This window comes from Parasutterella muris, assembly GCF_009767915.1.
In the GTDB taxonomy this organism is placed as follows: Bacteria; Pseudomonadota; Gammaproteobacteria; order Burkholderiales; family Burkholderiaceae_F; genus Parasutterella; species Parasutterella muris.
On sequence record NZ_WSRP01000001.1, the window covers coordinates 102,414 to 128,847 of the forward strand.

Annotated in this window: 23 protein-coding genes and 6 tRNA genes; 17 read left to right on the forward strand and 12 right to left on the reverse strand. The window is 48.9% G+C overall.

Going from position 1 to position 26,434, the window contains the following annotated elements; translation table 11 throughout:
* Positions 1 to 12: 12 nt before the first annotated feature.
* Complete coding sequence (gene frr / locus E5987_RS00525; protein WP_370267787.1) at positions 13 to 534, reverse strand: ribosome recycling factor; 522 nt, start codon at positions 532 to 534, stop codon at positions 13 to 15.
* Positions 535 to 822: 288 nt separating this feature from the next.
* On the opposite strand from frr, the gene E5987_RS13250 reads away from it, so the two are divergent.
* Positions 823 to 954, forward strand: a complete 132-nt coding sequence (locus tag E5987_RS13250) for a hypothetical protein (protein WP_255453124.1) — start codon at positions 823 to 825, stop codon at positions 952 to 954.
* 104 nt (positions 955 to 1,058) lie between these two features.
* On the opposite strand, the gene pyrH is transcribed toward E5987_RS13250, so the two are convergent.
* The 3 genes from pyrH to rpsB form a co-directional block, all read right to left on the reverse strand.
* Entirely contained in the window at positions 1,059 to 1,784 is a 726-nt protein-coding gene (gene pyrH, locus E5987_RS00530) for a UMP kinase (RefSeq protein ID WP_160334132.1), read from the reverse strand.
* A 23-nt stretch (positions 1,785 to 1,807) separates the two neighbouring features.
* Entirely contained in the window at positions 1,808 to 2,695 is an 888-nt protein-coding gene (gene tsf, locus E5987_RS00535; RefSeq protein ID WP_160334133.1) for a translation elongation factor Ts, read from the reverse strand.
* A gap of 86 nt (positions 2,696 to 2,781) precedes the next feature.
* Positions 2,782 to 3,540, reverse strand: a complete 759-nt coding sequence (gene rpsB / locus E5987_RS00540; RefSeq protein ID WP_160334134.1) for a 30S ribosomal protein S2 — start codon at positions 3,538 to 3,540, stop codon at positions 2,782 to 2,784.
* Positions 3,541 to 3,836: 296 nt separating this feature from the next.
* On the opposite strand from rpsB, the gene map reads away from it, so the two are divergent.
* Positions 3,837 to 4,652, forward strand: coding sequence for a type I methionyl aminopeptidase (map, locus tag E5987_RS00545; RefSeq protein WP_160334135.1), 816 nt, complete (start codon positions 3,837 to 3,839; stop codon positions 4,650 to 4,652).
* Positions 4,653 to 4,669: 17 nt separating this feature from the next.
* The gene (glnD, locus tag E5987_RS00550) at positions 4,670 to 7,219 is read left to right on the forward strand and encodes a [protein-PII] uridylyltransferase (protein ID WP_160334136.1); all 2,550 of its coding nucleotides are present in this window, start codon (positions 4,670 to 4,672) and stop codon (positions 7,217 to 7,219) included.
* Here glnD and E5987_RS00555 read toward each other — a convergent pair.
* The 3 genes from E5987_RS00555 to E5987_RS00565 form a co-directional block, all read right to left on the reverse strand.
* The gene (locus tag E5987_RS00555; protein ID WP_160334137.1) at positions 7,216 to 7,971 is read right to left on the reverse strand and encodes an S-methyl-5'-thioinosine phosphorylase; all 756 of its coding nucleotides are present in this window, start codon (positions 7,969 to 7,971) and stop codon (positions 7,216 to 7,218) included. The genes glnD and E5987_RS00555 overlap by 4 nt on opposite strands.
* Complete coding sequence (gene ligA, locus E5987_RS00560; RefSeq protein WP_160334138.1) at positions 7,964 to 10,012, reverse strand: NAD-dependent DNA ligase LigA; 2,049 nt, start codon at positions 10,010 to 10,012, stop codon at positions 7,964 to 7,966. The genes E5987_RS00555 and ligA overlap by 8 nt, the downstream gene beginning before the upstream one ends.
* A 92-nt stretch (positions 10,013 to 10,104) precedes the next feature.
* Complete coding sequence (locus tag E5987_RS00565; RefSeq protein ID WP_202074499.1) at positions 10,105 to 11,286, reverse strand: hypothetical protein; 1,182 nt, start codon at positions 11,284 to 11,286, stop codon at positions 10,105 to 10,107.
* Positions 11,287 to 11,523: 237 nt separating this feature from the next.
* Between E5987_RS00565 and queF the strand changes: the two genes are divergently transcribed.
* From queF to E5987_RS00595, 6 genes are all read left to right on the forward strand, one after another.
* The gene (queF, locus tag E5987_RS00570) at positions 11,524 to 11,943 is read left to right on the forward strand and encodes a preQ(1) synthase (RefSeq protein ID WP_160334139.1); all 420 of its coding nucleotides are present in this window, start codon (positions 11,524 to 11,526) and stop codon (positions 11,941 to 11,943) included.
* A 148-nt stretch (positions 11,944 to 12,091) separates the two neighbouring features.
* Positions 12,092 to 13,276, forward strand: a complete 1,185-nt coding sequence (gene dapC / locus E5987_RS00575) for a succinyldiaminopimelate transaminase (RefSeq protein ID WP_160334140.1) — start codon at positions 12,092 to 12,094, stop codon at positions 13,274 to 13,276.
* Positions 13,277 to 13,287: 11 nt separating this feature from the next.
* Positions 13,288 to 14,094: a 2,3,4,5-tetrahydropyridine-2,6-dicarboxylate N-succinyltransferase gene (gene dapD / locus E5987_RS00580; protein ID WP_160334141.1), complete on the forward strand. Its 807-nt coding sequence runs from the start codon at positions 13,288 to 13,290 to the stop codon at positions 14,092 to 14,094.
* Positions 14,095 to 14,146: 52 nt separating this feature from the next.
* Positions 14,147 to 15,289, forward strand: a complete 1,143-nt coding sequence (dapE, locus tag E5987_RS00585) for a succinyl-diaminopimelate desuccinylase (RefSeq protein WP_160334142.1) — start codon at positions 14,147 to 14,149, stop codon at positions 15,287 to 15,289.
* Positions 15,282 to 16,172 carry a 50S ribosomal protein L3 N(5)-glutamine methyltransferase gene (gene prmB, locus E5987_RS00590; protein ID WP_160334143.1) on the forward strand — a complete coding sequence of 297 codons (891 nt, stop codon included), beginning with the start codon at positions 15,282 to 15,284 and terminating at the stop codon, positions 16,170 to 16,172. Before dapE ends, prmB begins: the two co-directional genes overlap by 8 nt.
* Positions 16,172 to 18,070 carry an ABC-F family ATP-binding cassette domain-containing protein gene (locus E5987_RS00595; protein WP_160334144.1) on the forward strand — a complete coding sequence of 633 codons (1,899 nt, stop codon included), beginning with the start codon at positions 16,172 to 16,174 and terminating at the stop codon, positions 18,068 to 18,070. The genes prmB and E5987_RS00595 overlap by 1 nt, the downstream gene beginning before the upstream one ends.
* Here E5987_RS00595 and E5987_RS00600 read toward each other — a convergent pair.
* A complete protein-coding gene (locus E5987_RS00600; RefSeq protein ID WP_160334145.1) occupies positions 18,063 to 18,485 on the reverse strand; it encodes a DUF1178 family protein in 423 nt (140 codons plus the stop codon). The genes E5987_RS00595 and E5987_RS00600 overlap by 8 nt on opposite strands.
* 313 nt (positions 18,486 to 18,798) lie before the next feature.
* Between E5987_RS00600 and E5987_RS00605 the strand changes: the two genes are divergently transcribed.
* From E5987_RS00605 to E5987_RS00625, 5 genes are all read left to right on the forward strand, one after another.
* Positions 18,799 to 18,874, forward strand: a tRNA-Gly gene (locus E5987_RS00605).
* A gap of 12 nt (positions 18,875 to 18,886) precedes the next feature.
* Positions 18,887 to 18,960: transfer RNA gene (locus E5987_RS00610), tRNA-Cys, on the forward strand.
* Positions 18,961 to 18,966: 6 nt separating this feature from the next.
* Positions 18,967 to 19,042, forward strand: a tRNA-Gly gene (locus E5987_RS00615).
* Between the two features lie 54 nt (positions 19,043 to 19,096).
* Positions 19,097 to 19,172, forward strand: a tRNA-Gly gene (locus E5987_RS00620).
* Positions 19,173 to 19,226: 54 nt separating this feature from the next.
* Positions 19,227 to 19,302, forward strand: a tRNA-Gly gene (locus E5987_RS00625).
* Positions 19,303 to 19,469: 167 nt separating this feature from the next.
* Here the strand turns inward: E5987_RS00625 and E5987_RS00630 are convergent.
* Positions 19,470 to 20,987: a helicase HerA-like domain-containing protein gene (locus E5987_RS00630; RefSeq protein ID WP_160334146.1), complete on the reverse strand. Its 1,518-nt coding sequence runs from the start codon at positions 20,985 to 20,987 to the stop codon at positions 19,470 to 19,472.
* 108 nt (positions 20,988 to 21,095) lie between these two features.
* Entirely contained in the window at positions 21,096 to 22,502 is a 1,407-nt protein-coding gene (locus E5987_RS00635) for an ISAs1 family transposase (protein WP_160334147.1), read from the reverse strand.
* 207 nt (positions 22,503 to 22,709) lie between these two features.
* On the opposite strand from E5987_RS00635, the gene E5987_RS00640 reads away from it, so the two are divergent.
* The 3 genes from E5987_RS00640 to E5987_RS00650 all read left to right on the forward strand — a co-directional run bounded on the left by E5987_RS00640 (position 22,710) and on the right by E5987_RS00650 (position 24,654).
* Positions 22,710 to 22,786, forward strand: a tRNA-Arg gene (locus tag E5987_RS00640).
* Positions 22,787 to 23,460: 674 nt separating this feature from the next.
* Complete coding sequence (locus E5987_RS00645; RefSeq protein WP_160334148.1) at positions 23,461 to 23,781, forward strand: DUF4372 domain-containing protein; 321 nt, start codon at positions 23,461 to 23,463, stop codon at positions 23,779 to 23,781.
* A 12-nt stretch (positions 23,782 to 23,793) separates the two neighbouring features.
* Positions 23,794 to 24,654, forward strand: coding sequence for an IS4 family transposase (locus E5987_RS00650; protein ID WP_160334155.1), 861 nt, complete (start codon positions 23,794 to 23,796; stop codon positions 24,652 to 24,654).
* Positions 24,655 to 24,715: 61 nt separating this feature from the next.
* Here the strand turns inward: E5987_RS00650 and E5987_RS00655 are convergent, their stop codons facing one another.
* Together E5987_RS00655 and E5987_RS00660 are read right to left on the reverse strand one after the other, a co-directional pair.
* Positions 24,716 to 25,327, reverse strand: coding sequence for a hypothetical protein (locus tag E5987_RS00655; RefSeq protein WP_160334149.1), 612 nt, complete (start codon positions 25,325 to 25,327; stop codon positions 24,716 to 24,718).
* A gap of 40 nt (positions 25,328 to 25,367) precedes the next feature.
* Positions 25,368 to 26,018 carry a hypothetical protein gene (locus tag E5987_RS00660; RefSeq protein ID WP_160334150.1) on the reverse strand — a complete coding sequence of 217 codons (651 nt, stop codon included), beginning with the start codon at positions 26,016 to 26,018 and terminating at the stop codon, positions 25,368 to 25,370.
* Between the last annotated feature and the right edge of the window lie 416 nt (positions 26,019 to 26,434).

Here is a 26,434-nt window from a genome sequence, read left to right on the forward strand (position 1 = left end):
GTGCGAACCGTACTAAACGGTCATAATTTCTTTTTCTTTCTCTGCGGAAAGCTTATCGATCTCTCCGATGTACTTATCGGTGAGTTTCTGGATTTCCGTATTAGAGCGGCGCTCATCGTCTTCAGTGATCTCTTTCTCTTTCAGAAGAGCGGCGACCTTGGTATTGGCGTCGCGACGCAGATTGCGGACAGCAACCTTGCAGTCTTCGGCTTCACCGCGGACGACTTTTGTAAGATCACGACGGCGCTCTTCAGTCAGAGGAGGCATCGGAACACGGATAACATCGCCGGATGTAGCGGGATTCAGACCGAGGTCGGAATTGCGGATCGCTTTTTCAACAACAGCAACCATTTTCTTTTCCCACGGCTGAACGGTGATCGTACGCGCATCGGCAAGACCAAGCTGGGCAACCTGGCTGATGGGGGTCGGTGAGCCGTAGTAATCAACAGTGATATGTTCGAGCAGGCCGGTATGAGCGCGTCCTGTACGAATCTTCATAAAAGAGTCTTTAAGCGTCTCAATGGAACGCTTCATGTGATGTTCAGTCTGTGAAAAAATCTCTTTTGTTGTCATATATCAGTAACCTGTCTAATTTCTTGCTGGTAAATCAATTCCGCTGTCAAGCGGATGCGGTCTTCGTAAAGTCTTAATCCTCTGAGTTTATCATGGTTTTCCACACGGATGACAGCCGCAAGCCCTATGAAAAGTTACCATTTGACGCAAGTCTTTTCCCGCCGCTCTTTCTGCTCGATTCGAGCGGCAGGAGCCTGCGCACTTTAGCCTCTGAGCTATTCTGAAACGTCGATGTTAGAGGAGAAAGACATGGCAAAAATCGAAAAAATGTTCAACGGCATTCTTAAGGATCAGGAACAAAAAAGCGATGAACTTCGCGAAAAGATCCAAGCCGAAAACAAAATGAAAGAAGAGAAGAAAGAACACAAAGAAAGCAAATAACACTTCCTCTGTATTCATCCTTTATACCGCCCGGCCTGTCCGGGCTTTTTAATGCATGAAAAAAGCCGGGAAATTCCCGGCCCATGGTTCAATTCTCTCGGAGCTTAGAGATGAACGAGCGTGCCCTCGTCTTCTCCGAGCACAACGCGTTTGAGCGCGCCCGGTTTGTGCAGATTGAAGACGCGGATCGGCATGCCCTGATCGCGGCACAGCGTAAACGCGGTCGCGTCAAGAATCTTCAGTTTCTTCTGAATCGCTTCATCAAAAGAAATGGACTTATAGAGCTTAGCGTCCGGATCTTTTTTCGGATCCGCAGAATAAACTCCGTCAACCTGTGTGGCCTTCAGCACCATATCGGCGCCGATTTCAGCGCTACGAAGCGCTGCGGCGGTATCCGTTGTAAAGAACGGATTGCCGGTACCAGCGGCAAAGATCACAACACGGCCCTTCTTTAGATGACTCAGGGCTTTTCCGCGAATATACGGCTCAGCAACCTGATCAATATCAAGAGCGCACTGAACGCGGGCTTCAATGCCGCTGTTGCGCAGCGCATCCTGAAGCGCCATAGCGTTCATGCAGGTGGCGAGCATACCCATATAGTCGCCGGTGGCACGGTCCATACCGGTTGAACCAAGCGCAACACCGCGGAAGATATTGCCGCCGCCGACTACGATGGCAAGCTGGACACCCAATTTCACAACTTCAGATATCTCACCGACGATGCTTTTCAGCGTGTCGCGGTTAATACCGAAGGCTTTGTCGCCCATCAGGGCTTCGCCGGATAATTTAAGAAGAATCCGTTTTGTCTTTGTTTGTCCAGTCTCACTCATCTTTTGCTCCGAATTAAGAGAAATTAAACGCGCGCAGCAGCGACCTGAGCAGCAACTTCAGCCGCGAAGTCGTTGGAGCGTTTTTCCATACCTTCGCCAACTACAAAGAGGGCAAATGAAGATACTGTAGCATTGTTGGACTTCAGAAGCTGACCAACTGTCTGCTTGTCGTCTTTAACGAACGGCTGAGAAAGAAGCGTAACTTCTTTGAGGAACTTCTGAACGGAGCCTTCAGCGATACGTTCGATCATGTTCTCAGGTTTGTTGGCTTCGTGAGCTTTTTCAATCGCAACGCGGCGTTCTCTTTCGATCAGTTCAGCGGGAATACCGGACTGATCAAGAGCTTTCGGCTTGGAAGCGGCGATGTGCATCGCGACGTCATGAGCAACTTCATCGGTACCACCGATAACGTCAACGATAACGCCGATCTTGGAGCCGCCGTGGATGTATGTAGAGAGCTTGCCCTTGCCTTCAAGGATCTGGAAGCGGCGAACAGTGATGTTTTCACCGATCTTGCCGATAAGCGCCTTACGCTTTTCTTCGACAGTGGTGTCGCCAATCTTAAGCTGACCGAGAGCTTCAAGATCAGCCGGCTTGTGATCAGCAACGAGTTTGGCGATTTCATCGGCGAAAGCGATGAAATCTGCGTTCTTCGCAACGAAGTCGGTTTCAGAGTTCAGCTCGACGATAGCGCCGTTCTTACCGTTTTCATCAATGTAGATCGCAACAACACCGTCAGCAGTAATACGGCTGGCAGCTTTAGTTGCTTTGTTGCCAAGCTTGACGCGCAGAATTTCTTCTGCTTTTGCAAGATCACCGTCAGCTTCTGTCAAAGCCTTCTTGCACTCCATCATCGGAGCGTCGGTTTTAACACGAAGTTCTTTGACCATAGCGGCAGTTACAACAGCCATTGTATTTTCCTTAAAAAGTAAAAAATCGGATTAAAAGAAAGGGGCGAAAACGCCCCTCTCAAGACTACCTATGTGAAGGGGCTAAATTACTCAGCCTTTTCTTCGACGACGGTTTCTTCAACAAAGTCATCGGCCTTAGCAGCCTTGACAGTTTCGTCAAGATTCTTGTTCTTGCCAGCAAGGATCGCATCAGCGAAACCCTTGGTGTACAGAGCAACAGCGCGAGCGCTGTCGTCATTGCCCGGGATGACGTAGTCAACACCGGCCGGATTGTGGTTTGTATCGACGATACCGACAACAGGGATTCCAAGCTTGTTGGCTTCCTGAATAGCGATCTTGTGGTAGCCGACGTCAACAACAACCAGAGCGTCAGGCAGACCGTTCATGTCTTTGATGCCGCCCATGGCCTTGTTCAGCTTCTCGAGTTCGCGTGTGAAATCAAGCGCTTCTTTCTTTGTCATTTTCTCGAGGCCGCCGTCAGCAACGAGCTGTTCCATTTCTCTGAGCTTCTTCAGGGAAACTTTAACAGTCTTGAAGTTTGTCAGCATGCCGCCGAGCCAGCGCTGATCAACGTAAGGCATACCGCAGCGTGTGGCTTCAGCTACGATGGCGTCACGAGATGTGCGCTTTGTACCAACGAAGAGGATCGTGCCTTTCTGAGCAGCCAGGTTTGTCAGGAACTTGGCGGCTTCGTCGAATTTGGCGACGGTCTTTTCAAGGTTGATGATGTGAATCTTGTTGCGGGAACCGAAAATGTACTGGGACATCTTGGGGTTCCAAAAACGAGTCTGGTGACCGAAATGTGCACCAGCTTCGAGCAGTTCACGCATGCTCAGAGATGACATATTTGTAATTCCTTAAGGGTTTAATTCCAACAGCCTCACCTATTCCGACCGGAACCCTGTTTGCGAGGCTGCGCTAATAAAAAATAATTCGTCTTTCGAATATTTCGAAGACCGCGGGATTCTAGCACGAAAAGAAAAAAATTATGCAGAACGAACAATAAATTACAAACCGATGCGCGCTGGCGTCTCAATAAAAATTCAACGCCCATAGTGCCGAGCGGCACATTAATTCGATATTGAGATCAACTAAAATAACGCGCATCTGTGTTTCTATAAATAGAGAGAACTGAATTTAAATGGCTAAAAGAGAAATTCTTATAAAGACGCCGGAACAAATCGCGGGAATCCGCGAAGCCTGCAAAGACGCTTCAATGGTTCTGGACTACATCACTCCGTTTGTCAAACCCGGAGTAACAACCGAATATCTTGATGATTTGATGCTCCGCTACACCGAAGATGTGCTGAAGGATAAATCCGCATGCCTCGGATATGACCCGGACCACAGCATCCCTTACCCTAAAGCAACCTGCATCTCGGTCAACCATCAGGTCTGCCACGGCATCCCGGGACCCAAGGTTCTCAAAAAGGGAGACATCCTTAATATTGACGTCACGGTTATTAAAAACGGTTATTACGGTGACACAAGCCGTATGTTCTGCGTCGGAAAATGCTCCATCGCCGCCAACCATCTGATTGCTGTCACCTACGATGCGATGTGGAAAGGCATTGAAATGGTCAAACCCGGCGCACACTTCGGCGATATCGGCTACGCTATTCAGAAATTTGCGCACGCTCAGGGCTGCAGCGTTGTCGAAGAATTCACCGGCCACGGTGTCGGCGTCGGATTCCATGAGGAGCCTCCGGTTCTTCATTACGGCAAAATGGGTGCCGGAGCGGAAATGAAGCCCGGTATGATTTTTACGATCGAACCGATGATCAACGCCGGGCGCAAAGAGCTCACCATCCTCTCCAACGGCTGGACCGCCGTGACCAAGGATAAAAGTCTTTCCGCGCAGTGGGAGCATACCGTGCTGGTCACTGATACCGGTTGGGAAGTCCTCACCGTATCCGAAGGCAGCCCCGCAGTCCCCTCCTGGGTTAAAACCAAGTAACGAAACAATTTCGGCATATGCAGATCAGTGAAATCATCAACAACTTCAAAAAGACTCGACAGCAGCTGGCTAATGATTTCGCAGAGACGAATGATGCCGATAAATATCTTCTCGAACATTCGCGGGCGGCAGATGAAGCGGTCCGCGAAATTCTGAAACTTAAGGAGCTCTCTTCCAGAATCTCGGTCGTCGCAATCGGCGGCTTCGGAAGAGAGCAGCTCTTTCCCTACTCGGATCTTGACCTTCTCTTTTTACTCCCGGATGACGTGCTGGATTCCGAACTTAACTCTGTCGGTGCCGTTATCGGAGAGCTTTGGTCGCTCGGACTGACCGTCGGTTACTCAGTTCGCAAACTCGATGAGTGCATCGAACAGGCACGGTTAGATATCACGGCCCAAACCGCGATGTTGGAATCCCGGTTAATCGCGGGCGATTCGGAACTCTTTAAACGCTATACCTCCGAACTTGAGAAGAGTCTGGATTTCAAATCCTTCTACCGAGCTAAATTTATTGAGCAGGAACACCGTCATCTTAAATACCACGAGAGTTCGTACACGCTTGAACCCAATATCAAGGAATCTCCCGGCGGCCTCAGAGATCTGAATATTCTCATCTGGGTACTTCGTGCTGCAAAATTCGGCGCGACTTTTGACGAAGTACACCGCTCCGGCCTAATCACGAGGCGTGAATGCGACCTCTTGGAAATGGTGCGCGTTAACTTGTACCGACTGAGAATACACATGCACCTGCTCACGAGCCGGCACGAAGACCGACTGGTATTTGAGATCCAGGAGCCGTTAGCCAAAAAACTAGGACTAAGCGGCGTCCCCGGCCGTCGAGCCAGCGAAATCCTGATGCAGCGTTTTTATGTCAACGCCAAAACCACCGGGCAACTCAACAGTATTATTCTTCAAGCGGTCAAAGAGCGTTTTGTCACTGACAGCGGCCCGCCCCTTGATCTGATCGACGGTTTTACTGTCCGCGGAGAAGTCCTCGACATCGCTTCGGACAATGCGTTCGAGGAATCACGCACGCGAATTCTTCAGGCCTTTATGATTCAGGAGCGGCATCCTGAGATCGCCCGTAAATCATCACGTCTTTACCGAGCGCTCTTTGGCGCACACATGCTGATGGATGAATCCTGGAGTGAGGATCCGAAAAACCTGCAGGCATTTCTAAAAATCATTCAGGGCCGCCGCGGCGTCTGGCATGCGCTCAATGAGATGAATCACTGGGGTGTGCTTGGAAGGCTGCTGCCGGATTTCAAGAAAATAGTCGGTCAGATGCAGCACGATCTTTTCCACGCCTACACCGTAGATCAGCACACGCTGCTCGCGATCCGCTACCTCAGAAATTTCACTCACAGTGAAAATGCGCATGAACTGCCCATGTGTACGGAGCTGATGGTATCGCTGAAGGATAATTGGCGACTGGTACTTGCGCTTCTTTATCATGACATCGGCAAAGGCCGAGGCGGAGACCACAGCAAAATCGGCGCGGAGATTGTTAGGGATCTCTGCCGGCGTCTAAACCTTAAAAGCGATGATGCCGAGTACATCGAGTTTATGGTGCGAGAACATCTGACCATGAGTCAGGTTGCTCAGAAACAGGATATTTCCGATCCGGAGGTTGTCGAGGCATTTGCTCGGAAAGTAGGAAATTTGGACCGTCTGGTCGGCCTCTACCTCATCACTGTCTGTGATATTCGTGCGACCTCCCATAAGATATGGAACGCGTGGAAGGCTCAGCTGCTTCAGGATTTATTCTTATCAACCGCCAAAATTCTTAAAGGCAGGAAGATGACCCGCGGCATGCTGGTCGCACGCCGCCGTCAGGATGCGCTTGCGCTCTGCAAATTCTCGGCGCAGGACACCGAACGAATCAATGCGTTTTGGGATAATTTTGACGTCGCCTATTTTATGAAGCATTCAGTGCGCAATATCGTCTGGCATGCCAAGACGCTGCTTCCGCACCTTGAGTCCGAGCATTCCTTTGTCGCTGCACGTCCTCTGCGCGGTTTGGAACACGCCCACGAAATTCTGGTTTTTACAAAGGACCGGCCGGAACTGTTCGCTCAGATTGTCTCTGCCCTGCAGAGAACGAACCTGTCGGTTCTGGAGGCGAGAATTCACACCGGCAAAGACGGCAGAGTCGTCGACTCATTCATTGTTACGGACGATGAATCGGATCCGACTTTCGGAGCAACGCTCAAAGAGTTCGAAGTAAAACTCGCGCGCCTCATCGACAGCGGCGAAAAACTTCAGCCGCCTGTCCAGGGGCGTCTTTCCAGACAATCCAGACAGTTCCCGATCACGCCGAGCGTCACACTTCGTCCCGATGCCTCCGAACGCATCTACCTGCTGTCTGTCGTAGCAACCGACAGGCTTGGGCTTCTCGCATCCGTTGCGACCGTGTTTGTTCGGTTTAAATTGAACCTGCTGACCGCGCGTATCGCCACGCTCGGCGAAAGAGTTGAAGATATTTTCTTAATAGAAAGTCCGCGGCTTCAGGATCCCGCATTCTGCGGAGAACTTGAAACCGCGATTTTAGAGGTACTCGAAGTCTAGCGATTGAGCTCTACAAAGGTCTTGATCGCTAAATCTACGCACTGATCGGTCACTTTATTGAGTTCTTCGTCATTCGAAGCAATCTCAACAGAATTAGCGGAAGCCCCTCTGCCGGCAGCCGGATTTACTACCTGACAAATAGCGGCATAGGGCAGATTCAGTTCTTTAGCGAGACATGCTTCGGGCATCAGCGTCATACCGACATAATGGCCGCCGTCACGATCGATGCGATCGATTTCTGCCGCGGTTTCCAATCTCGGACCCTGTGTCACCGCATAGGTACCGCCGTCAACAATCGGTAAATTCATGATGTCGGCCATACGCACAATTTCATCGCGAAGATCCATATCAAACGGATATGTGAAATCAATGAAATTGATGACAGACTCTTTGCCGGTGTTGTACGAGGTCTCACGGCCCCAAGTGTAGTCGATGATCTGATCCGGAATCGCGACAGTGCCGATTTCATCTTCAACCAGCACGGCTCCCACCGAAGCCAGCGCGATAATCGCCTTGGGCTTAAATGTCGAAAGCGCCCAGATATTGGCTCGGTAATTGATCATATGAGGCGGCTTTTTCTCTTTGACGCCGTGCCGAGAAAGGAACACCACTTCCAGGCCGTCAATCTGACCGCGAGTCAGCTCCACCGGTTCTTTGCCGTACGGAGTATCGATCCTGTCGATCATGCGGCCTTCGAGCCGGCTGAGGTGATCGAGTCTGCTGCCTCCGATCAAAGCGTAAACATTAGACATCCGTGTTGTCCCCCCGATTGATTAATTTAAACAAATCTTCTTCAGAAATGATATTAATACCAAGCTCCTGCGCTTTAGCAAGTTTACTACCGGCCGCCTCACCTGCGAGAACATAAGCGGTTTTCTTCGATACGGAGCCGCTGACTTTGCCGCCGAATTTTCGGATTAAGTCGCTCGCCTTATCACGAGAGAGTGTAGGCAGAGAGCCTGTTAAAACAAAAGTCATCCCTTTAAACGGAAGATCCTCGTCCTTAGTCCCCTGGTTTTCTTCCCACGTTACGCCGTCTTCAATCAGTGCGCCGATAACTTCCAGATTCACCGGTTCGGCAAAGAAATGCAGAATGCATTCGGCAACCGCCGGACCAATGTCTTCGACTCCCATCAGCTGCTCAAGCGATGCTTCCTCAATCTTCTTCAGCGCGCCAAAATGCGACGCCAGCGTCCGTGCGGTCGCCTCTCCCACTTCCGGAACGCCAAGCGCGTAAATAAACCGCTCTAAAGTCGTATGTTTGGACGCTTCAATAGAGGCAAGAAGCTTTTCCGCGGATTTTTCGCCCATGCGCTCGAGGCCGAGCAGGTTTTCTTTCTTCAGTTTGTAGATGTCCGCAACGGTTTTCACCAAATCAGCGTGGATGAGCTGTTCTGCGAGTTTCTCTCCAATTCCGTCAATGCCCATCGCCGCACGGCTGACAAAATGCAGAATAGCCTGTACACGCTGAGCTTTGCAGAAGAGACCTCCGCTGCAGTGGCGATCCTTCTCGCCTTCTTCTTTATAGGCATGAGAACCGCAGACCGGACAAATCTCCGGCATCACAAAATCTTTCGCATCCGCCGGCCGAAGTTCGGGAATCACTCGCACCACTTCCGGGATCACATCGCCGGCACGATGGACGACGACGGTGTCTCCGATTTTGACACCCAGCTTTTCCAAAAACTCTTCGTTGTTGAGGGATACGTTGCTGACGGTAACGCCGCCGACAAACACCGGCTTCAGCCGAGCGACCGGAGTCAGTTTTCCGGTTCTTCCCACCTGGACCGTAATATCGAGCACCTGCGTCTGTACTTCTTCCGGCGGATACTTATGCGCACATGCCCAGCGGGGTTCGCGGGACACAAATCCAAGCTGCTTCTGACGGTCAAAACTGTTGACTTTGTAAACCACGCCGTCGATGTCAAAAGGAAGATCCTGACGAATTTCCGCGACACGCGAATGGAAAGCCTGAAGCTCTTCCGGATTGTGCGCCAGACCGTGCTCAGGAGCGACCGGGAAATCTTTTCCTTTGAGGTAGGCCAACAGTTCCGACTGAGAGGACACCGGCATTTCAGAGACTTCGCCAAAACCGTACGCATAGAAATTCAGGCTTCTTTTCGCGGTCAGCGCCGGATCGAGCTGACGCAGACTGCCCGCAGCCGCGTTACGGGGATTGGCGAAAAGTTTTAGGCCGAGCGCCTTCTGTTCTTCATTCAGACGCTCAAAAACCGCTTTATGCATGATGACCTCACCGCGGACCTCAAAAACCTTCGGAAGTCCCTCAGCCCTAAGCGGAATCGTACGGATCGTTTTGACGTTGGCGGTCACATCTTCGCCCGTATAACCGTCCCCGCGCGTTGCCGCCTGAACCAAAATACCGTCTTCATATCGGAGGTTAATCGCCAAACCGTCAAATTTCAGCTCTGTATCGTACTCAATCGATACATCCTCGGGCAGCCCAAGCTCTCTGCGCACACGCGCTTCAAAGTTATAGGCGCCTTCAGCCGTATAGTCAGTCTCCGTATAGATGGAAAGCATCGGCACGGCGTGACGGACTTTGGAGAGTTCGCTCTGTACGGCAGCACCCACCCTCTGGGTTGGAGAAAAAAGACTTTTGAACTGCGGATACTGAGCTTCCAGACGCGAAAGTTCCTGAAACATCGAGTCGTAAAGCTCATCGGAAATCGTCGGATTATTGTCAACGTAGTAAGCCTTGTTATGCTTTTCCAGCTCATCGGCGAGCTGTTCCATTCGCTGCCTGACTTGGTCTAAATTCTCGGTCTCCGACATTGCGTCTCCTAGCGGTCAGAATAAAAAAGAGCCTTCAATTTACACCGATTGAAGGCTCTGATAAAAATTAAATGAGTAATTATGAGCCGACTCTAATCCAAGAGACGGTGCGCTCTCAGGCTGCCCGGCTCAACATCTTTGGCACGCATTTCCTTATAGAAACGATCGAGTTCCTGCTTCAGAAGGGAAATCGTCGCGCCGTCGATAACTTTACCGTTAGAGCCGACAATTTCTGCATCGAAGACTGCCGCGAAGGCGTTCACTGCCGTCATAAAGAGGCGCAGCGGATCCTTCTCGGGCGCAATCAGCGGAACATTCAGAGAAATCGTGATGTTGCTGTCATCAATCCAGCGAATCTCGATCGTCCCCTTTCGGTTGCCGAGACGTCGGCCTTCTTTGTCCGTTACCAACTCTCCGATCTTTTCGTAGTGCTTGGAGCTGCGGCGCTTGAACCCAAGAAGCGTGGCCTCTCTCTCAAAGGTATCAATAGAAACCTTTTCAATCGGACGAAGCAGCAGCGTAATCTGCACGCCGAACTGCTTGATCAGCGCGTTCAGATACTGGGTGCGGTTCACCAGCTCCTGCACATCCTGAATTTCGCAGCTGCCGTCCAAATGCATTTCCATTCTTTGGAAAATCTGGCCGTTCAGCTGATTCAGAGACACATCATTAAAGGAAGCGTGACTTGAAGCAAGCTGTACGTAAAAAGCGACTGCTTCAAACATACCGATCGCGTCGGGTTTGAACCAGCGCTGGCTGTTGCTTTCAAGTGCGAGCACACGAAGAAGACCGTGCGGAGCGATTTCATCAAGCGCGCTGCGGACAAAAGGCGTCAGCTGGCTGCCCGTAACAGGTTTACGGAAATTAATTCGCACCAGTTCCATTAAGAACGGATCATGTTTGAAAAGGCCCGATTCACTTAATTCTTCCGGCTGCGGCTGCTCCAGATAGTTATCGGAGGGCTCGGACTGCTCAGCCGGCAGCTCAGAAACTTCCGATTCCTCTTTCTTCTCTTCTTCTGCTGTTTCAAGAGGAGGCTCGGCCGCCGGAGCATCCTCTTCTTTAGGCTCCTCTGAAGGAATCTTTATATGACTGATGGGTTTCGGCAAAGCGTCATCATTTCGAAGAATCGGCTCCTGAATCTCTGCATGCCTATTATCTTTAGGCGGCTCCGAGGATTTATCCTCTTTAATCTTGGTCCAATACCAGACCCCGCCGATTGCGGCTGCGATGATTATCACAATTGTGACAACCATACCCACTGTACTTATCATTGTTTAAAACCCCAAAAGCCTCGGTAAAACTTAGCGCTGAATTCGATATTTTACAGTCTTATTGCCAAAGGCCTATTGAGGTTGATCCTTAATGAAGAAAACTGTTTCTTTACAAGATATTGCAATATCCCGATACGGGTTTGCCGGCCATCGCACTGTGATAACATTTTTGACCTTCAAGAATCATTCCGTCTTTTTGACAGAAAATATCATTATTTTTTAGGTAAATATTCGTAAATGTCTACAAGACCCACTAAAAATTTGGAAACTTTCCCAAACCCGCAGCCCAATCGCGACTACCTGATCCACATTGAAATCCCGGAATTCACTTCGCTTTGCCCCCTTACCGGTCAGCCCGATTTCGCGACTCTGCTTCTTGACTACATTCCTGATCAGAAAAACGTTGAACTGAAGGCGCTCAAGCTCTATATGTGGAGCTATCGTCAGGAAGGCGCCTTCCATGAAGCCATCACCAACAAAATTCTGGACGATCTCGTCGAGGCTCTGAAGCCGCGCTACATGCGTCTGAAAGCAAAATGGTGGGTCCGCGGCGGCATTTATACAACCGTTGTCGTTGAACACCGCAAAGAGGGCTGGGTACCTGTCGCTCCGGTGGAACTGCCTGAATTCGAAACCAACGATCCGACCCGCGGCTAATCTGTGAGGAAGTTCAAAAAAGCTCGGCACAAGTCGGGCTTTTTTTCTATCCGTCCTGTATTCACAGGTTTTTATGGTGTACGGAAGAGTGTTTTGGGAATCGTGCTGATAAAATCAAAAATCAAGTTTGATTTCGGAATACAAAATAATGAATCCAGATCTATCGCTTACAAAACCTTATCCCTTTACACGTCTTAGAGCGCTCCTCTCCGATTCGAAGCTGCCTGACGGCATTGAACATATTTCCCTTTCTATCGGCGAGCCTAAGCACGCCGCGCCGGAAGCTGTAATCCGGGCTCTTTTCGACAGTTCCAAGCTTTTTGAGAAGTATCCCGCCACGACCGGCGCGCTTGAACTCAGAACTGCAATCTCTGATTGGATTTTCCGCCGCTATGGCGTAAAGACCGACCCGCTGACGCAGATTCTTCCGACCAACGGTTCGCGCGAAGCCTTGTTTTCTTTTACACAGGCCTATATCGACCGCACTAAAAGTCCGTTTGTTATTCTCCCCTGCCCCTTCTACCAGATTTATGAAGGTGCGTCTCTGATGGCCGGCGCAACGCCTTACTACTGTCCTCAGACCGCTGAGAATAACTTCGCGATGGACCTTGACTCAGTCCCGGAAGAAGTTCTTCGCAATACTCAGCTGGTTTTTGTCTGCAGTCCGAGCAATCCGACCGGAAAGGTTTTGAATTTAGAAGATTGGAAGAAACTCTTCAGCTATTCCGACAAATACGGCTTTGTGATCGGAAGCGATGAATGCTATTCCGAAATTTATTTTGATGAAGAAAAGCCGCCTCTGGGTGCGCTTGAAGCTGCCAAGCTGCTTGGCCGCGATAATTTCGAGCGCCTGATTGTCTTCTCGAGCCTCTCCAAACGATCCAATATTCCGGGCATGCGTACGGGATTTGTCGCCGGAGACGCAGCTCTGATCAAACCCTACCTTCTTTACCGCACTTATCACGGATGCGCAATGAGCGGTCCGATTCAGCAGGCAAGCATTGCCGCATGGAACGATGAAGAACATGTGCGTGAAAGCAGACGGCTTTATAAAGAAAAATTCGCGGCAGCGGTTCCGCTGATGTCTAAGACACTCGGAATTTCTATGCCGGATGCAAGTTTTTATCTCTGGGCTAAAACTCCGATCGATGATCAGGAGTACGCCAAACGCCTCTACGAAGAAAAGGCGATTACGGTTCTGCCCGGAAGTTTCCTCAGTCGGGACTGCGGCGGCCTGAATCCGGGGCGCGGCTACATCCGTATCGCCCTTGTCGCAACTGTTCCCGAGGTTAAGGAAGCCGCAAGGAGAATTTCAGAATTTAACCCTAAATAAAGGAAAGATAAATGTTAGCGCTGCAGCAAATGATTGAAAACGCTTTTGAACTCAAGCCGGAGCACCTTCCGCCCGAGGTGACCAACTCGGTCGATGAAGTCATCCGCAAGCTTGAATCCGGAGAACTCCGCGTCGCCGAAAAAATCGACGGCGAATGGGTTACTCATCAGTGGATCAAAAAAGCGGTTCTTCTCAGTTTCAGAATTAATCCGAACCGCATTATGCGTGCAGGAGACATGAGTTTCTACGACAAGGTCCCGCTTCGCTTCCAAGACTTCAGCGCGGACGACTGGGCAAAAACCGGTATCCGCTGTGTTCCGGGAGCTGTTGTCCGCCAGGGCTCCTATATTGCACCGGGTGTCGTTCTGATGCCGAGTTTTGTCAACATCGGCGCGCACATCGGCGAAAACACCATGGTTGACACCTGGTCGACCGTAGGCTCCTGCGCTCAGGTCGGCAAGAACTGCCACCTCTCCGGCGGTGTCGGCATCGGCGGCGTTCTCGAGCCGCTTCAGGCCGGTCCTACCATCATTGAGGACAACTGCTTTATCGGCGCGCGCAGCGAAATTGTTGAAGGCGTCGTCGTGGAAGCCAACTCTGTTATTTCAATGGGTGTTTTCATCGGACAAAGCACGAAGATTTACGACCGCACCACCGGTGAAATCTTCCGCGGCAGAGTTCCCTCAGGCTCTGTTGTCGTCCCGGGAAGTCTTCCCTCTAAAGACGGCAAGTACAACCTGAACTGCGCCGTGATCGTCAAACGCGTTGACGAAAAGACACGCTCCAAGACCAGCATCAACGAACTGCTGCGTTCATAATTTTCATTAACGAAAGGCAGCTTCGGCTGCCTTTTCGCTTACCTGCACACTTATGTCTTACGACGCCATCTCCTTAACCAAATCTCTGATTCAATGCCCCTCGGTCACGCCGTCTGACGCCGGCTGCCTGGACATTCTCACAAAAGCGCTCACGGATGCCGGTTTCCAATGCCGAGAAATCAACCGAGGCGAAACGAAAAACCTTTGGGCCAAAATCGGCGCTTCTCAGCCGTCCATTTTGTTTTGCGGTCATGTCGATGTCGTTCCTGCAGGAAGCGCCCCTTGGAAATTCCCGCCCTTTGAGCCGACGGAATCCGAAGGATATCTGTACGGCCGCGGCGCGCAGGATATGAAAACATCGGACGCCGCATTTACTGCTGCCGCCTGCCGCTTTGTCCTAGAGTATCCGAACTTTAACGGAAGCATCTCCTTTCTAATCACCTCGGACGAGGAAGGTGACGGGCGTGACGGAACCAAATTCGCGCTTGAAGCGCTGATGAAGACGGAAGAAGCACCGATGTGCTGCATCGTGGGAGAGCCGAGCTGCTCGGTAAAACTCGGAGACACCATAAAAAACGGTCGAAGAGGCTCTCTCAACGGAAAACTGATCCTGAAGGGTATCCAAGGGCATGTCGCCTATCCGGAAAAAGTTAAAAATCCGATTCATATGGTCGGTCCGCTCATCAGCCGTCTTTCTTCAGAAGTTTGGGATGAAGGCTTCGGACCTTTCCCTCCGACGTCGTTCCAAATCAGCAACATTCACGCGGGCACGGGAGCGGTCAACGTGGTCCCGCCCGTCTGCGAAATCACGTTTAACATTCGCTACAACCCTGCGCACACGGCCAAATCTTTAGAAGAAAAGATCGAATCCATCTGCCGCGGACTTGGTCTTGACTATTCCGTCGCGTGGCAGGAAAGCGCGGAACCGTTTTTTGCTCAGGGCACATTCCTGACCAGCAGACTCTCTAAAGCGATTACCGCCGTTACCGGTATTGAGCCGGTGCTGTCGACTTCCGGCGGAACCAGCGACGGACGTTTTGTGAAAAATTGGTGCCCGGATATAGTTGAATTCGGTCCCACGAACGACAGAATCCATAAAATTGACGAACGTGTCGAACTTTCTCAAATTTCCGATTTAGCGGAAATTTACTATCAAACACTGAGAAATATATTTTTGGACCAAACTCATGAGTGATAAAACATCTTCGCTGACCACCATACGCGATTTCATTCGCTATGCGTCGACCCGCCTTTTCGAGTCTGAGGCCACATTCAGTCACGGATATGACGATCCCATTCAGGAAGCGTCTTTTCTTGTGCTGCGTTCGCTGCATATTCCGCTGGAGTATGAACAGAAGTTTTTAGACGCTTCTCTGACGAGCAATGAGCGCGAGATGCTTCTGAACAACATCTCCAGAAGATGTGATGATTTGGAGCCTACCGCTTACATTGTCCACGAATGGTGGTTAGTCGGCTACCGGTTCTACGTGGATGAACGCGTATTGATTCCACGGAGCTTTATCGCCGAAATGATCGAAGATCGATTTGAAGGAATTGTGGAAGATCCGCTCAATGTCAAGCATGTTTTGGATCTGTGCACCGGCTCCGGATGTCTTGCCATCATGCTTGCCGATCTTTTTCCCAATGCCGAAGTTGACGCCGCAGACATTAGCCCGGACGCCTTGGAGGTCGCTCAGATCAATATTGAAGAGTATGGATTGGAAAACCGCGTCTTCCCGATGCAAAGCGATGTATTCAGCGGGCTGCAGGGAGCCAAATACGATCTCATTATTTCCAACCCGCCCTATGTGACACAGAGCGCGATGGAAAGTCTGCCGGCCGAATACTGTCACGAGCCCGCGCTTGCGCTTGAAGCGGGAGAAGACGGAATGGATGTCATCCAAAAGATCATGGATCAGGCCAAAGAGCACCTCTGCGATAATGGCGTCCTCATTATTGAGCTTGGGGACAATTCGGACTTCTTTAAAGCCCGCTTCCCTGATCTTCCCGTGCAATGGATCAAAACATCGGGAGGAGACGAACAAGTCTTTCTCATTAAAAAAGAACAAGTTCCGTAATGCTGAAACTACAGAATTTATCTCTGACTCGCGGAGTCAGAGTCCTTTACAAAGGTGTTAATTTAACGGCTTCCGACGGAGAAAGAGTCGGTTTGGTCGGTCCAAACGGCTCCGGAAAATCGACGCTGTTTGCCGCTATCCTCTCAGAGCTCTCGCCCGAGGACGGTGACATCCTCGCGCCAGCTCCCATTCGAATCAGTCATGTCGCTCAGCGCATTTTAGAAACTGACTCTCAGGCTCTGCAGTTTGTCCTGGGAGGTCATCAGCCGCTGATGGAAGCCAAAGCGGCTCTGAAGAAGGCGGAAGAGTCTTCTGATGACATCGCTTATGCGACCGCACTTTCTCAGCTTGCGGAAATTAATGAAGGCGCGGTCGTTGCTGAAGCCGAAGAGATTCTCTGCGGTCTTGGTTTTAAGCCGTCTGACTCCCAAAGAAAGGTCTCCGAATTTTCGGGCGGATGGCGCAACCGACTGGCATTAGCTCGAGCGCTGATGAAACCCTCGGATTTGCTGCTTCTTGACGAACCGACCAACCATTTGGATATCGATTCCGTCATTTGGCTGGAGAACTTTCTGAAGCACATTCATTCGACAGTCATTGTGATTTCGCATGACCGAGAGTTTCTTGACAGTGTTTCCAGAACAATCTGGGCTATTGAAGACGGAACCATCAATCGTTATTCCGGAAATTTCAGTCAGTATGAGCTCGCAAGAGCTGAAAAAATCAAGCTTCAGCAAGCTGCGGCAAAGGCTTATGAAGCCACGGCTTCTCACCTGCAGGCCTACATTGATCGATTCCGCTACAAAGCGACCAAAGCCAAGCAGGCTCAGTCCCGCATCAAGATGCTTGAAAAACTGAAGAAGGTCGCTCCTCTTCATTCCACCTACCAGTGGTCCTTTCATTTTCGTGAACCGGAGAAGATTCCTCAGCACCTGATTCACGCAGAGGAGCTTGACTGCGGATATCCCGACAAAAAGATTCTGACGAACGTTAAGTGTGTGATTTCAGCAGGCGCTCGCATCGGAGTCTTAGGTGTCAACGGTGCGGGTAAATCAACCCTCATTAAAACGCTCATCGGCGCGCTCAAGCCGCTCTCCGGTGAAATTCGCTACGGCAACGGCCTCATCATCGGCTATTTCGCGCAGCATCAGCTTGACGATCTTCGGGATGATGAAACCGCGCTTCAGCATTTAGCTCGCGTCGCTCCGCCCAATACACGAGAACAAGAGCTTCGTGATTATCTCGGAGGCTTCAAGTTTTCCGGTGAGATGGCAACGGCCCTGGTCGGCCCGATGTCCGGAGGCGAGAAAGCGCGTCTTTCTCTTGCGCTTTTGTCTTGGTCAAAGCCGAACCTTTTGGTTTTTGACGAACCGACAAACCACCTGGACATGGCGACGAGAGACGCGCTCACTGAAGCGCTCTCTTCCTACGGCGGAGCTGTGCTTTTGGTTTCACATGACCGCCATTTGCTTCGCGCCTGCTGCGACGAGCTGTGGCTGGTTCATGACGGGGCGCTGACGGAGTTCCATGGCGACCTGGATGACTATGCGGAATTTGTTCTGCGTGACAAACAGGAGAAGAAGAACGCCGGCAAACCGGAAGAGAAAGCTGTAGTCAGCCGTAAAGAACAGCGCAGAAACGACGCGCAGGAAAGGCAAAGAATCGCGGCTCTGTCCAGACCCATTAAAAAAGAGCTTGAAAAAGTTGAGAAGAAGCTCGAAAAGCTTTCTGCAGAAAAGAAAACTCTTGATGCAAAGCTTGCGGACACAGATTTCTATCAGGGCAACCAAGATGAAGTTGCAGTCTGTCTGAAAAAGCACGGAGAGCTTTCTGCCGAGATTGATGAACTTGAAGCCAAATGGCTCGATTTATCCGAGCAACTTCAAGACATCAGTTAACTTTATTTTTGGGCACGACGGGAACCTGAAGCACGTCAACGCCCTCTTCTCTCAATTGCTCCACTTCTTCCTGAGAGGCCGTACCAGAAATCACTCTTTCCTCGGCCTCTCCTCTTTTAATAGCAAGCGCTTCGTCAGCAAATTTATCTCCGACATATTCGCTGTCGTCCAAGATTTTGTGAATGGCCTTAAAAAGATCGCTGAGACTATCCAACGACTCACTGTTTTTCACTTCATCGGCGGCCTGAGTTTTCACGTGCGGCGCAGAGAGGGCGCGCTTCACCTCTGAAGACCCGCAGACAGGACAGGTAAACAAGCCGGCCTTTTTCTGCTTTTCAAAGTCTTCTTCACTACCGACCATTGCTTCGAATGTATGGCCGTTAACGCAGGCGAAATTAAAGACCTTCAGTGCCATAGTATTTTTAAAACTCCATCTCTATATTCAGATTATTGCAAAAAATTCTCTGTTATGCAGTAATTCTTAAAGACAATAAATGGAATATAACTTAATGTTTTCCCATATAATTTTCAGACTAACTTGAAGTGATTTATAACTTTGGATTGATATTCATTACAAATACACTCAAAACAAGTGAGATATTGCCTAATTACTCGGGCGATTCGCAGTGTCTGCTACATTCTTTTACTTCCTTTTTCTGCAAATTCAAAAAAATTTGCGGGTGTCGTTTGACAACATAGAAATCCACCTGTATAGTTCAACTCCTGTCGCGGGAGTAGCTCAGTTGGTAGAGCGCAACCTTGCCAAGGTTGAGGTCGCGAGTTCGAGACTCGTCTCCCGCTCCAATAATTTTTGTTGGCGCGATAGCAAAGCGGCTATGCAGCGGATTGCAAATCCGTTTAGAGCGGTTCGACTCCGCTTCGCGCCTCCAGTGAATGCGGGAGTAGCTCAGTTGGTAGAGCGCAACCTTGCCAAGGTTGAGGTCGCGAGTTCGAGACTCGTCTCCCGCTCCACAAAAACAAAAAATTAGTGTACAATTCGGTCTTCGTTGTTGATCAGCGATGAATGCGGGAGTAGCTCAGTTGGTAGAGCGCAACCTTGCCAAGGTTGAGGTCGCGAGTTCGAGACTCGTCTCCCGCTCCACAAAAACAAAAAATTAGTGTACAATTCGGTCTTCGTTGTTGATCAGCGATGAATGCGGGAGTAGCTCAGTTGGTAGAGCGCAACCTTGCCAAGGTTGAGGTCGCGAGTTCGAGACTCGTCTCCCGCTCCAATTTTTTGCGAGCCTAATGCTTGCTTTTTTTGTATCTACAGAATCCAATCCGCGGCCCGGAAGTCCTTCCGGGCTCAAGCCGAAGCGTCTCTCTTCGGCTCTGTCCTTTTCAAACGGATAAAAGTTAAGCGGCCTATTTAAGGCCGCCTGTGCATCGGTTTTGCGACTTACTTTTTCAAAAGTGAACCAAGAATACCTCTAAGCATCCGTTCACCGCTTTGGCGAACTACCTTCTCAAGTATTCCTTCTCTATGGCCTCCGCGGGGGCCGGTTGAGCCAAGAAGTATGTCTTTCATCTTACCGAGCAGGACATCGGTCACACCGTTTCCTTCTGCGCTGTCAGGAGCGCCGGTTCCGTTTGTCGGCGAGGCCGCCGTACTGCCCGCAGAAGCTGCCTGAGTTCCTCGATCCCTTAATATTTCAAACGCGCTTTCTCTATCAACAGCGTTCTCGTAGACCCCTTTCACAATGGATGTATCCATAAAAGCCTTTCGTTCTTCCGGCGTGATCGGTCCGATCTGGCTTCCCGGTGCATTTACCCAAACTCTCTGAGTAATTCCCGGTGTGCCGGAAGCATCCAAAAAGCTTACCAAAGCTTCTCCCACACCCAACTCCTGAATTGCCTGAGCAATGTTGATATTTGGATTAGGCCTCATTGTTTCCGCAACAGCTTTCACCGCTTTTTGATCTCTAGGTGTAAATGCGCGCAGCGCATGCTGAACACGGTTGCCCAACTGACCAAGGATCTTCTCGGGGATATCTGCAGGGCTCTGCGTCACAAAAAAGACGCCTACACCCTTAGAACGCACCAGGCGAACAACCTGTTCAACCTTATCGGTCAGCACCTGAGGCGCATCATTAAAGAGCATGTGCGCTTCGTCAAAGAAAAATACCAACTTCGGTTTATCCAGATCTCCGACCTCGGGCAGGTTTTCGTAAAGTTCGCTTAAGATCCACAAAAGGAATGTTGCATAAAGCTTCGGAGATTGCATCAGCTTATCTGCTGCCAGAATATTCACAACTCCTTTACCGTCCACTGTCTGCATTAAGTCGTGGATATCAAGCATCGGTTCGCCGAAGAACTTATCAGCGCCCTGCTTTTCAAAAGTCAGGAGGCCTCTTTGAATCGCTCCTATTGATGCGGCGGAGATATTGCCGTACTTGGTTTTGAACTGAGCCGCATTCTCCCCGACGAACTGAAGCATAGAGCGCAGATCTTTTAGGTCCAGCAGAAGGAGTCCGTTGTCGTCAGCAATCGCAAATACGGCGTTTAAAACGCCCTCCTGAGTATCGTTAAGTCCCAGCAGACGAGATAAGAGCAAGGGCCCCATATCGCTGATCGTCGCTCGCACCGGAAAGCCCTGCTCACCGAAGACATCCCAAAAGGTTACAGGGCAGGCGACCGGTACGGGTACATCCAAATGGCGCTTTTCCAGCCGCTGCCGCAGCTTATCCGAAATGACTGCCTCTCTGGCAATACCAGAAAGATCGCCTTTGATATCGGCAAGGAACACCGGAACGCCCTTCTTGGAGAATGCTTCAGCCAGCACCTGAAGAGAAACGGTTTTACCGGTACCTGTTGCGCCGGTGATGCAGCCGTGACGGTTTGACATGTTTGTCAGAAGGATTTCGTCCTTGAAGCCTTCGTCAGCACCTGTACGTCCAAATAAGATGTTGTTGTCCATAAATTCCTCCGTTTTCAAAATCATAGTCTGATTCCTCTCAGCAGGCGCTTGAAATGCTTAGATCGGTGAGAGATTTTTCAATGCACTCAGGGCGTACGCATGAAACTTTTATCCAATAATCCTGGTTAAAGCGTCGAGAGCGATACTGGGAGCATTGAATTGTGCCATGTACCGCTTAACACTCTTTGCTGTTTTACCCGTGTTGTTTTCTTCCTCTTTCTGCGTCTGCCTAATTACTCCTAGCGCCCATTTATGGAGAAGAGTGCGATTTTGTAGGTAATTTGCGTTCTTGCATTGAGTTCTGTCTTGAAAGAAATCTACATCTAAGACATAGTGCAAATCATTTTCAATACCCCAGTGACGCCGTACAGACCTCGCGCATTGTTCGGCAATGTGTGTATTGAACCAATTTAATGAACAGATGAAATACCTGTCTAAGGAACTAATTTGACCGGTTGTTTTGTCAACAATCTCCGTCGTAGCCTTGATTATGGTTCCTTCATCTAAGCCGATCCATTTCTTTAAATGATCTGCCTTTAGGGTATTACCCGGTGAAACCGAGATACGACGAGTCTCTATTCGGCCGTGTCCCAGTTCAATCTTCTCGATCTCTAAAGTCCGAGTTTCCAATCTATCGACAAAGCACAACTGGATATCGTAATAAAGAGTTTTTTGGTTCTGTTTAACGGCCAAGCAGTAATCGGCACCTTGTTCAATCAGCTTTGCCGCAAATTTCTCTTGAGTATGAAGAGCATCGGCCGTGACAATGCTGCCTCTTAAATCTAATCCTTCAACCATGTCGGCGGCGTAGGTTATTTCGTTATGTTTTTCTCCGATTAGTTTTTGTCCAAGAGCTATTCCATTATCCGTATCGTAGAAAGTAAGAATGTACTTGCCGTTCTTTTGTGTCGAGTTTTTTGAGGCCCGAACTGCCTGCCCGTCAACCGCAACAACCCTAGAGGTAAATTTATGCAAGAGCGGCTTAACCAGTTTGCTATAGAAGCTTTGGAACTGATCCGGATCAATAAGCATTAGAAGGCGGCGAACCGTGTCATAAGAAATATCTTGTTTTGGGAAGTCTTCAAAGATTGACTCGAGGGCAGGACGGTTATTTTTCCAATAGTCTGCGATTTGAACACAATTGGTCTGGCCGGAAAGTGAGCAAAGTAGAGCAGCCAAATAAACATAGGCAAGAGGGTACTGTACCTTGCCCTTCTGACGAAGGTCTGTTATTTCGGAATCAACAAGTTTACGGGGCTTTTCTACTACAGTTGTTTTTGTTTCCGCGGCCTCGCGTTTCAACGATTTGAGCTCTTGACTCATCAGGTAACTTTTCGCGTAGGTAAAAACTCCATCAACGACGGTACCTACTTGCACTCTTTTTTCTTTGGAACGTTTTGCTTCTTTGCTGTAGTAGTAAGAAGATTTGAAGACATAAAACCGTTTTTGTTTTTCATTCCAATTAACTCTGCATCCTTTGGGAATGAGCGCAAGGATCGAATCGTCAGCCTTCATCGATAACCCCCAGTCTTATTTAATAAACGTATATATTATACGTTTATATTTAAAAAAGTCAACAGATTTTGCCGACTTTTTAATGAGTTAGATAATTATTTTACGGTTTTTCAAACGCTCGCCCTGCGATGCACTTAAAAAAATTGAAGCCACTTGCAAAGATTATTTTTTTATGTATAATTCAAACCTCGTTGTTAAACGAACAGCGCGCCAGTAGCTCAGCTGGATAGAGTACCTGGCTACGAACCAGGTGGTCGTGGGTTCGACTCCTGCCTGGCGCGCCATTTCTCCCGAATATTATGTTCGGTGCAGAAAACAGATACCTCCCAAGGCAGATCATTGCGTTGCGGGGTTTTTTGTTATCTGAAACAGATTATCCCCTCAACAAATCGCTTGAGCTACAGCGTCTCTGACGTGAACTAATTGTCTGCGGAATTAACTGCAGCATCTTCGCCGTTGCAATTTACCGGAACATCAAAAATTTTTCTAATTTGCAAGTGCGCAAAATTTCTTAGTCCCATCCCGCCGTTGTTCTTAAGGAAGGTCGATTTGCAAAGATTTCAATGCTTCTCTGAATTTATCCTGCATTAACCTGCGATCTCCTCCAATCGCTCGATATGCGCGAGCTACCCTCATAAATTCAGAGGTATCGTCTGGCAAGTACTTTAATACTGAGTCCGATCTCTCTGATTTTCTGGCCCTCGTCAGCCTCCTCTTCAGATTCATTACGAGGATTAAACTCAGGAATAAAACAAACACTTTTCCTTCTAACCCTCTTTCATCATTGAGCATGAACCGGTCGGAACATTTTTCATTGAGGTTATTAAAGTTTTTTCAATAACTTCCTGCTGAAGATCACTACTGTCCAAAATAAATTTTTTCGGAACGTCTAGATTCAAAGATGCCGAATCTTCGATAAATTTAAAGTTCCCAACAAGAAAAAATCGAAGGATTCGGCATGCAAAGAGCAACCATATCCATGTTTGCGCATCTTGTCCAGTCAATGGGTTGCAAACTTGAATTTCAACATTTAGTCAACAAGCATCAGTCAGACAAGGCATCCAAAGGCTTCTCAAGTTGGAGTCAATTTATTGCAATGCTTTTTTGCCAACTGACGGGGGCAGACTCACTCAGGGAAATTTCTGACGGTCTTTTTTCGAGTCTAGGCAAACTTAATCATATCGGAGCAAAAGCAGCCTGCCGCTCTACTTTAAGCCACGCTAACCAGAATCGTCCTTACAAGCTTTACGAGGACTTCTATCACGTATTACTGGATTAATTCCGTCATGAAATCCAAGGGCGCCTTAGCGAACATTTTACAAAGCCCGTTTATTCGCTGGATTCAACGACAATAAGCTTGTGTCTGCGTTTGTTTGAGTGGGCGCACCATCGCAGAAGAAAAGGCGGAATAAAGCTGCATACGCTTTTGAACAACGACCTATGTTTACCGGAGGTCATTGCTGAGACCCCGGCCAAAGTAAGCGACATTAAAGGTGCAAAAAGCATTCTGGAAAATATTCCAAAGGGATCCATCGTAGTGATGGATCGAGGCTACAACGATTACAGCCTGTTTAAAAGGCTCAGTGAAAAAGGCGTAACTTTTGTAACTCGCCTTAAAGATAACGCTGTACATACACCTATAAGGAAAGGTCTTATACAAGAGGATCCTGATAAGAAATGGGGACTCTACGAGATGAGCTTTACCGGTACTCAAGCACGAAAGCATTGCGAAGATATGCGATTCAGAGTGGTCCAATGGTATGGCGAAAAAACCGATCGTTGGTTTGAGTTCCTCACCAACAGCAAGGAGTTAACTGCTCCCGAAGTTACCGACTTGTATAAGGACCGTTGGCAAATTGAATTGTTCTTTAAACGCATAAAACAGAATCTGGTCATTAAATCGTTCGTAGGGACAACAGAGAACGCAGTTATGACACAGATTTGGACAGCTGCCATTGCCATACTTCTGCTGGAGCTAATGAGGCGCCGTTCCAGGTATAACTGGACGTTTTGCAGATTAGCCAGATACTTCAAGTTAAACCTTATGACCTGTAAATCGCTAGAACATAGGCTTAACAAGCCAGATATACAGGAATGGGAGAGTCCTCCGGAATCGTCACAGGGCTGTCTATTTTCTTGGAGAGGGGGTTGATTTCACCATTTAGGCTCCGGCAGACGTAAACCCTGATAAATCCAGATGGCAAGTTTTAAAATCAAATTATTTTGGACAGCAGTGGCTGAAGATATAAGTCGAGGGCTTTACCATCTGAAACCTCCTTGTTAGAGGCTAGAACCTGCAGGCCGAAGGTAAGATCTTCTTCCTTCCATTTTTCCGGACTATAGCGCCATCCTTGCTTATCTTTTATAAAGAAGCGCTTGACCAAACCTTTATCAGAGTCTTTTAAGACGACTTTCTCCTCAAGCTTATCCTTTATCTCTCTTAGCCTTTTTAACAGTATTTCTTTTTCACAGGCAGCACGAAGCGGGTCCAAATAAACATGAAAATTAAGAGGACCGTTCTCTGGATTATGAGTTTCCTTATCCCTATGCGGCCAGAAAGTTTTTAACGTTTTTGCTTGTACTCCGTATTCCGCAAGAAACGTGTCAGGCCCGTCGGAAGAGAGCTGAGGCGCTAAGCTGTCTACTGCGCTCTCACAGATATTCTCATCGGTGTTAAAGCCGCATATAAAGCCTATATGCTGTTCATATAGACGATCAAGCTGTGAAGGCGATGTAAGAACACTGTCTATAACCAGGTCAATATGAGAAGTTCTCAAATCCGAAGCAGTCGAAAGCAATTGCGCAGCTGCCAGAGGATCATTCACATGATCTTCAAGAACTCGGTAGAAGACAGGTTCACCGGAATCATCTGAAACGATGCATGCCAACCAAATTAAGCAGAGACAATCCGAAGCGTCCGCCGCAGCCGCCTGAAGCTGCCAGACGATTCAGCTCTGTGTAGGACAGCACCGACTTAGTATGAAAACACCAATAAATTGACTCAGGCTTTGTGTGATGAAGACGACTTCTCAGAAAGGCGGTGAGCTCCGACTCAGAGATTTGCTCAAAGAACACTTGTAGACGCCGCCCAGCGGTCAATCGGTCTGACACACTAACCTGAGAATTGCCAAATTTAAACTCAAAGACTGACGACTGAGGATTCGAAGCCAAAAAGATCGAAAGAGAAAGAAGAAGAGCGGCTCTTTCCTTGCCGAATATCGCCTCAAGACCAGCTGCCAAATGATTTTGCTGAGCGATCTCATGCAGCACATAAGAATCTGCCGCACTGCAGCCGATATAGTCTTCGTTGTCAGCAGCAGAAGGTCCGCTTAGTACGGATTTCTGAAATACAAGCTGAGCTTCGCATACCTTGTCTTTGCTGAGCAGGACTTTTCTGCCGATGAGTTTCGCTTTGTACTGCTTTAGTTCCGGATATTCGGATAGAAACTTCCTTCCGAATTCAATGGAATTGTCCTCGAAAAGTCTGCCGACTGTTTTTGAAAAAGCTTTTCGCACTTATTATGGTTCCAATGATTCTTATAGAAAATTACGTAGTGAATTCCATGATTATTCTTGACAAATACCGGATGTATCTCTCCGGACCCAAGAAAATCTTGTTCCTGAATCTTAGAATCAATAGATATGAGATGCTCTGTGCTAGTCATAGAGTATTCTCCTCCGATGAAAACCTCCGGATAGTTATTCACGCTCAAAAAGGCCCCAACGACAGAGCGTATTGAAGAGAATCGACTGTTTGACTCGGGGTCATTAATAGAAAAACAATTTCGGAAGATTAAATTATTACCCCTCATTACAGACAAAATAAAACCTCTCACCGCGTTCGCAGCAAGAGGCTTTAAGAATGGAGAGCCCGGAGACTACCTACTTTCGCAAGAAATACAACTCACTATCATCGGCGTGGAGGCGTTTCA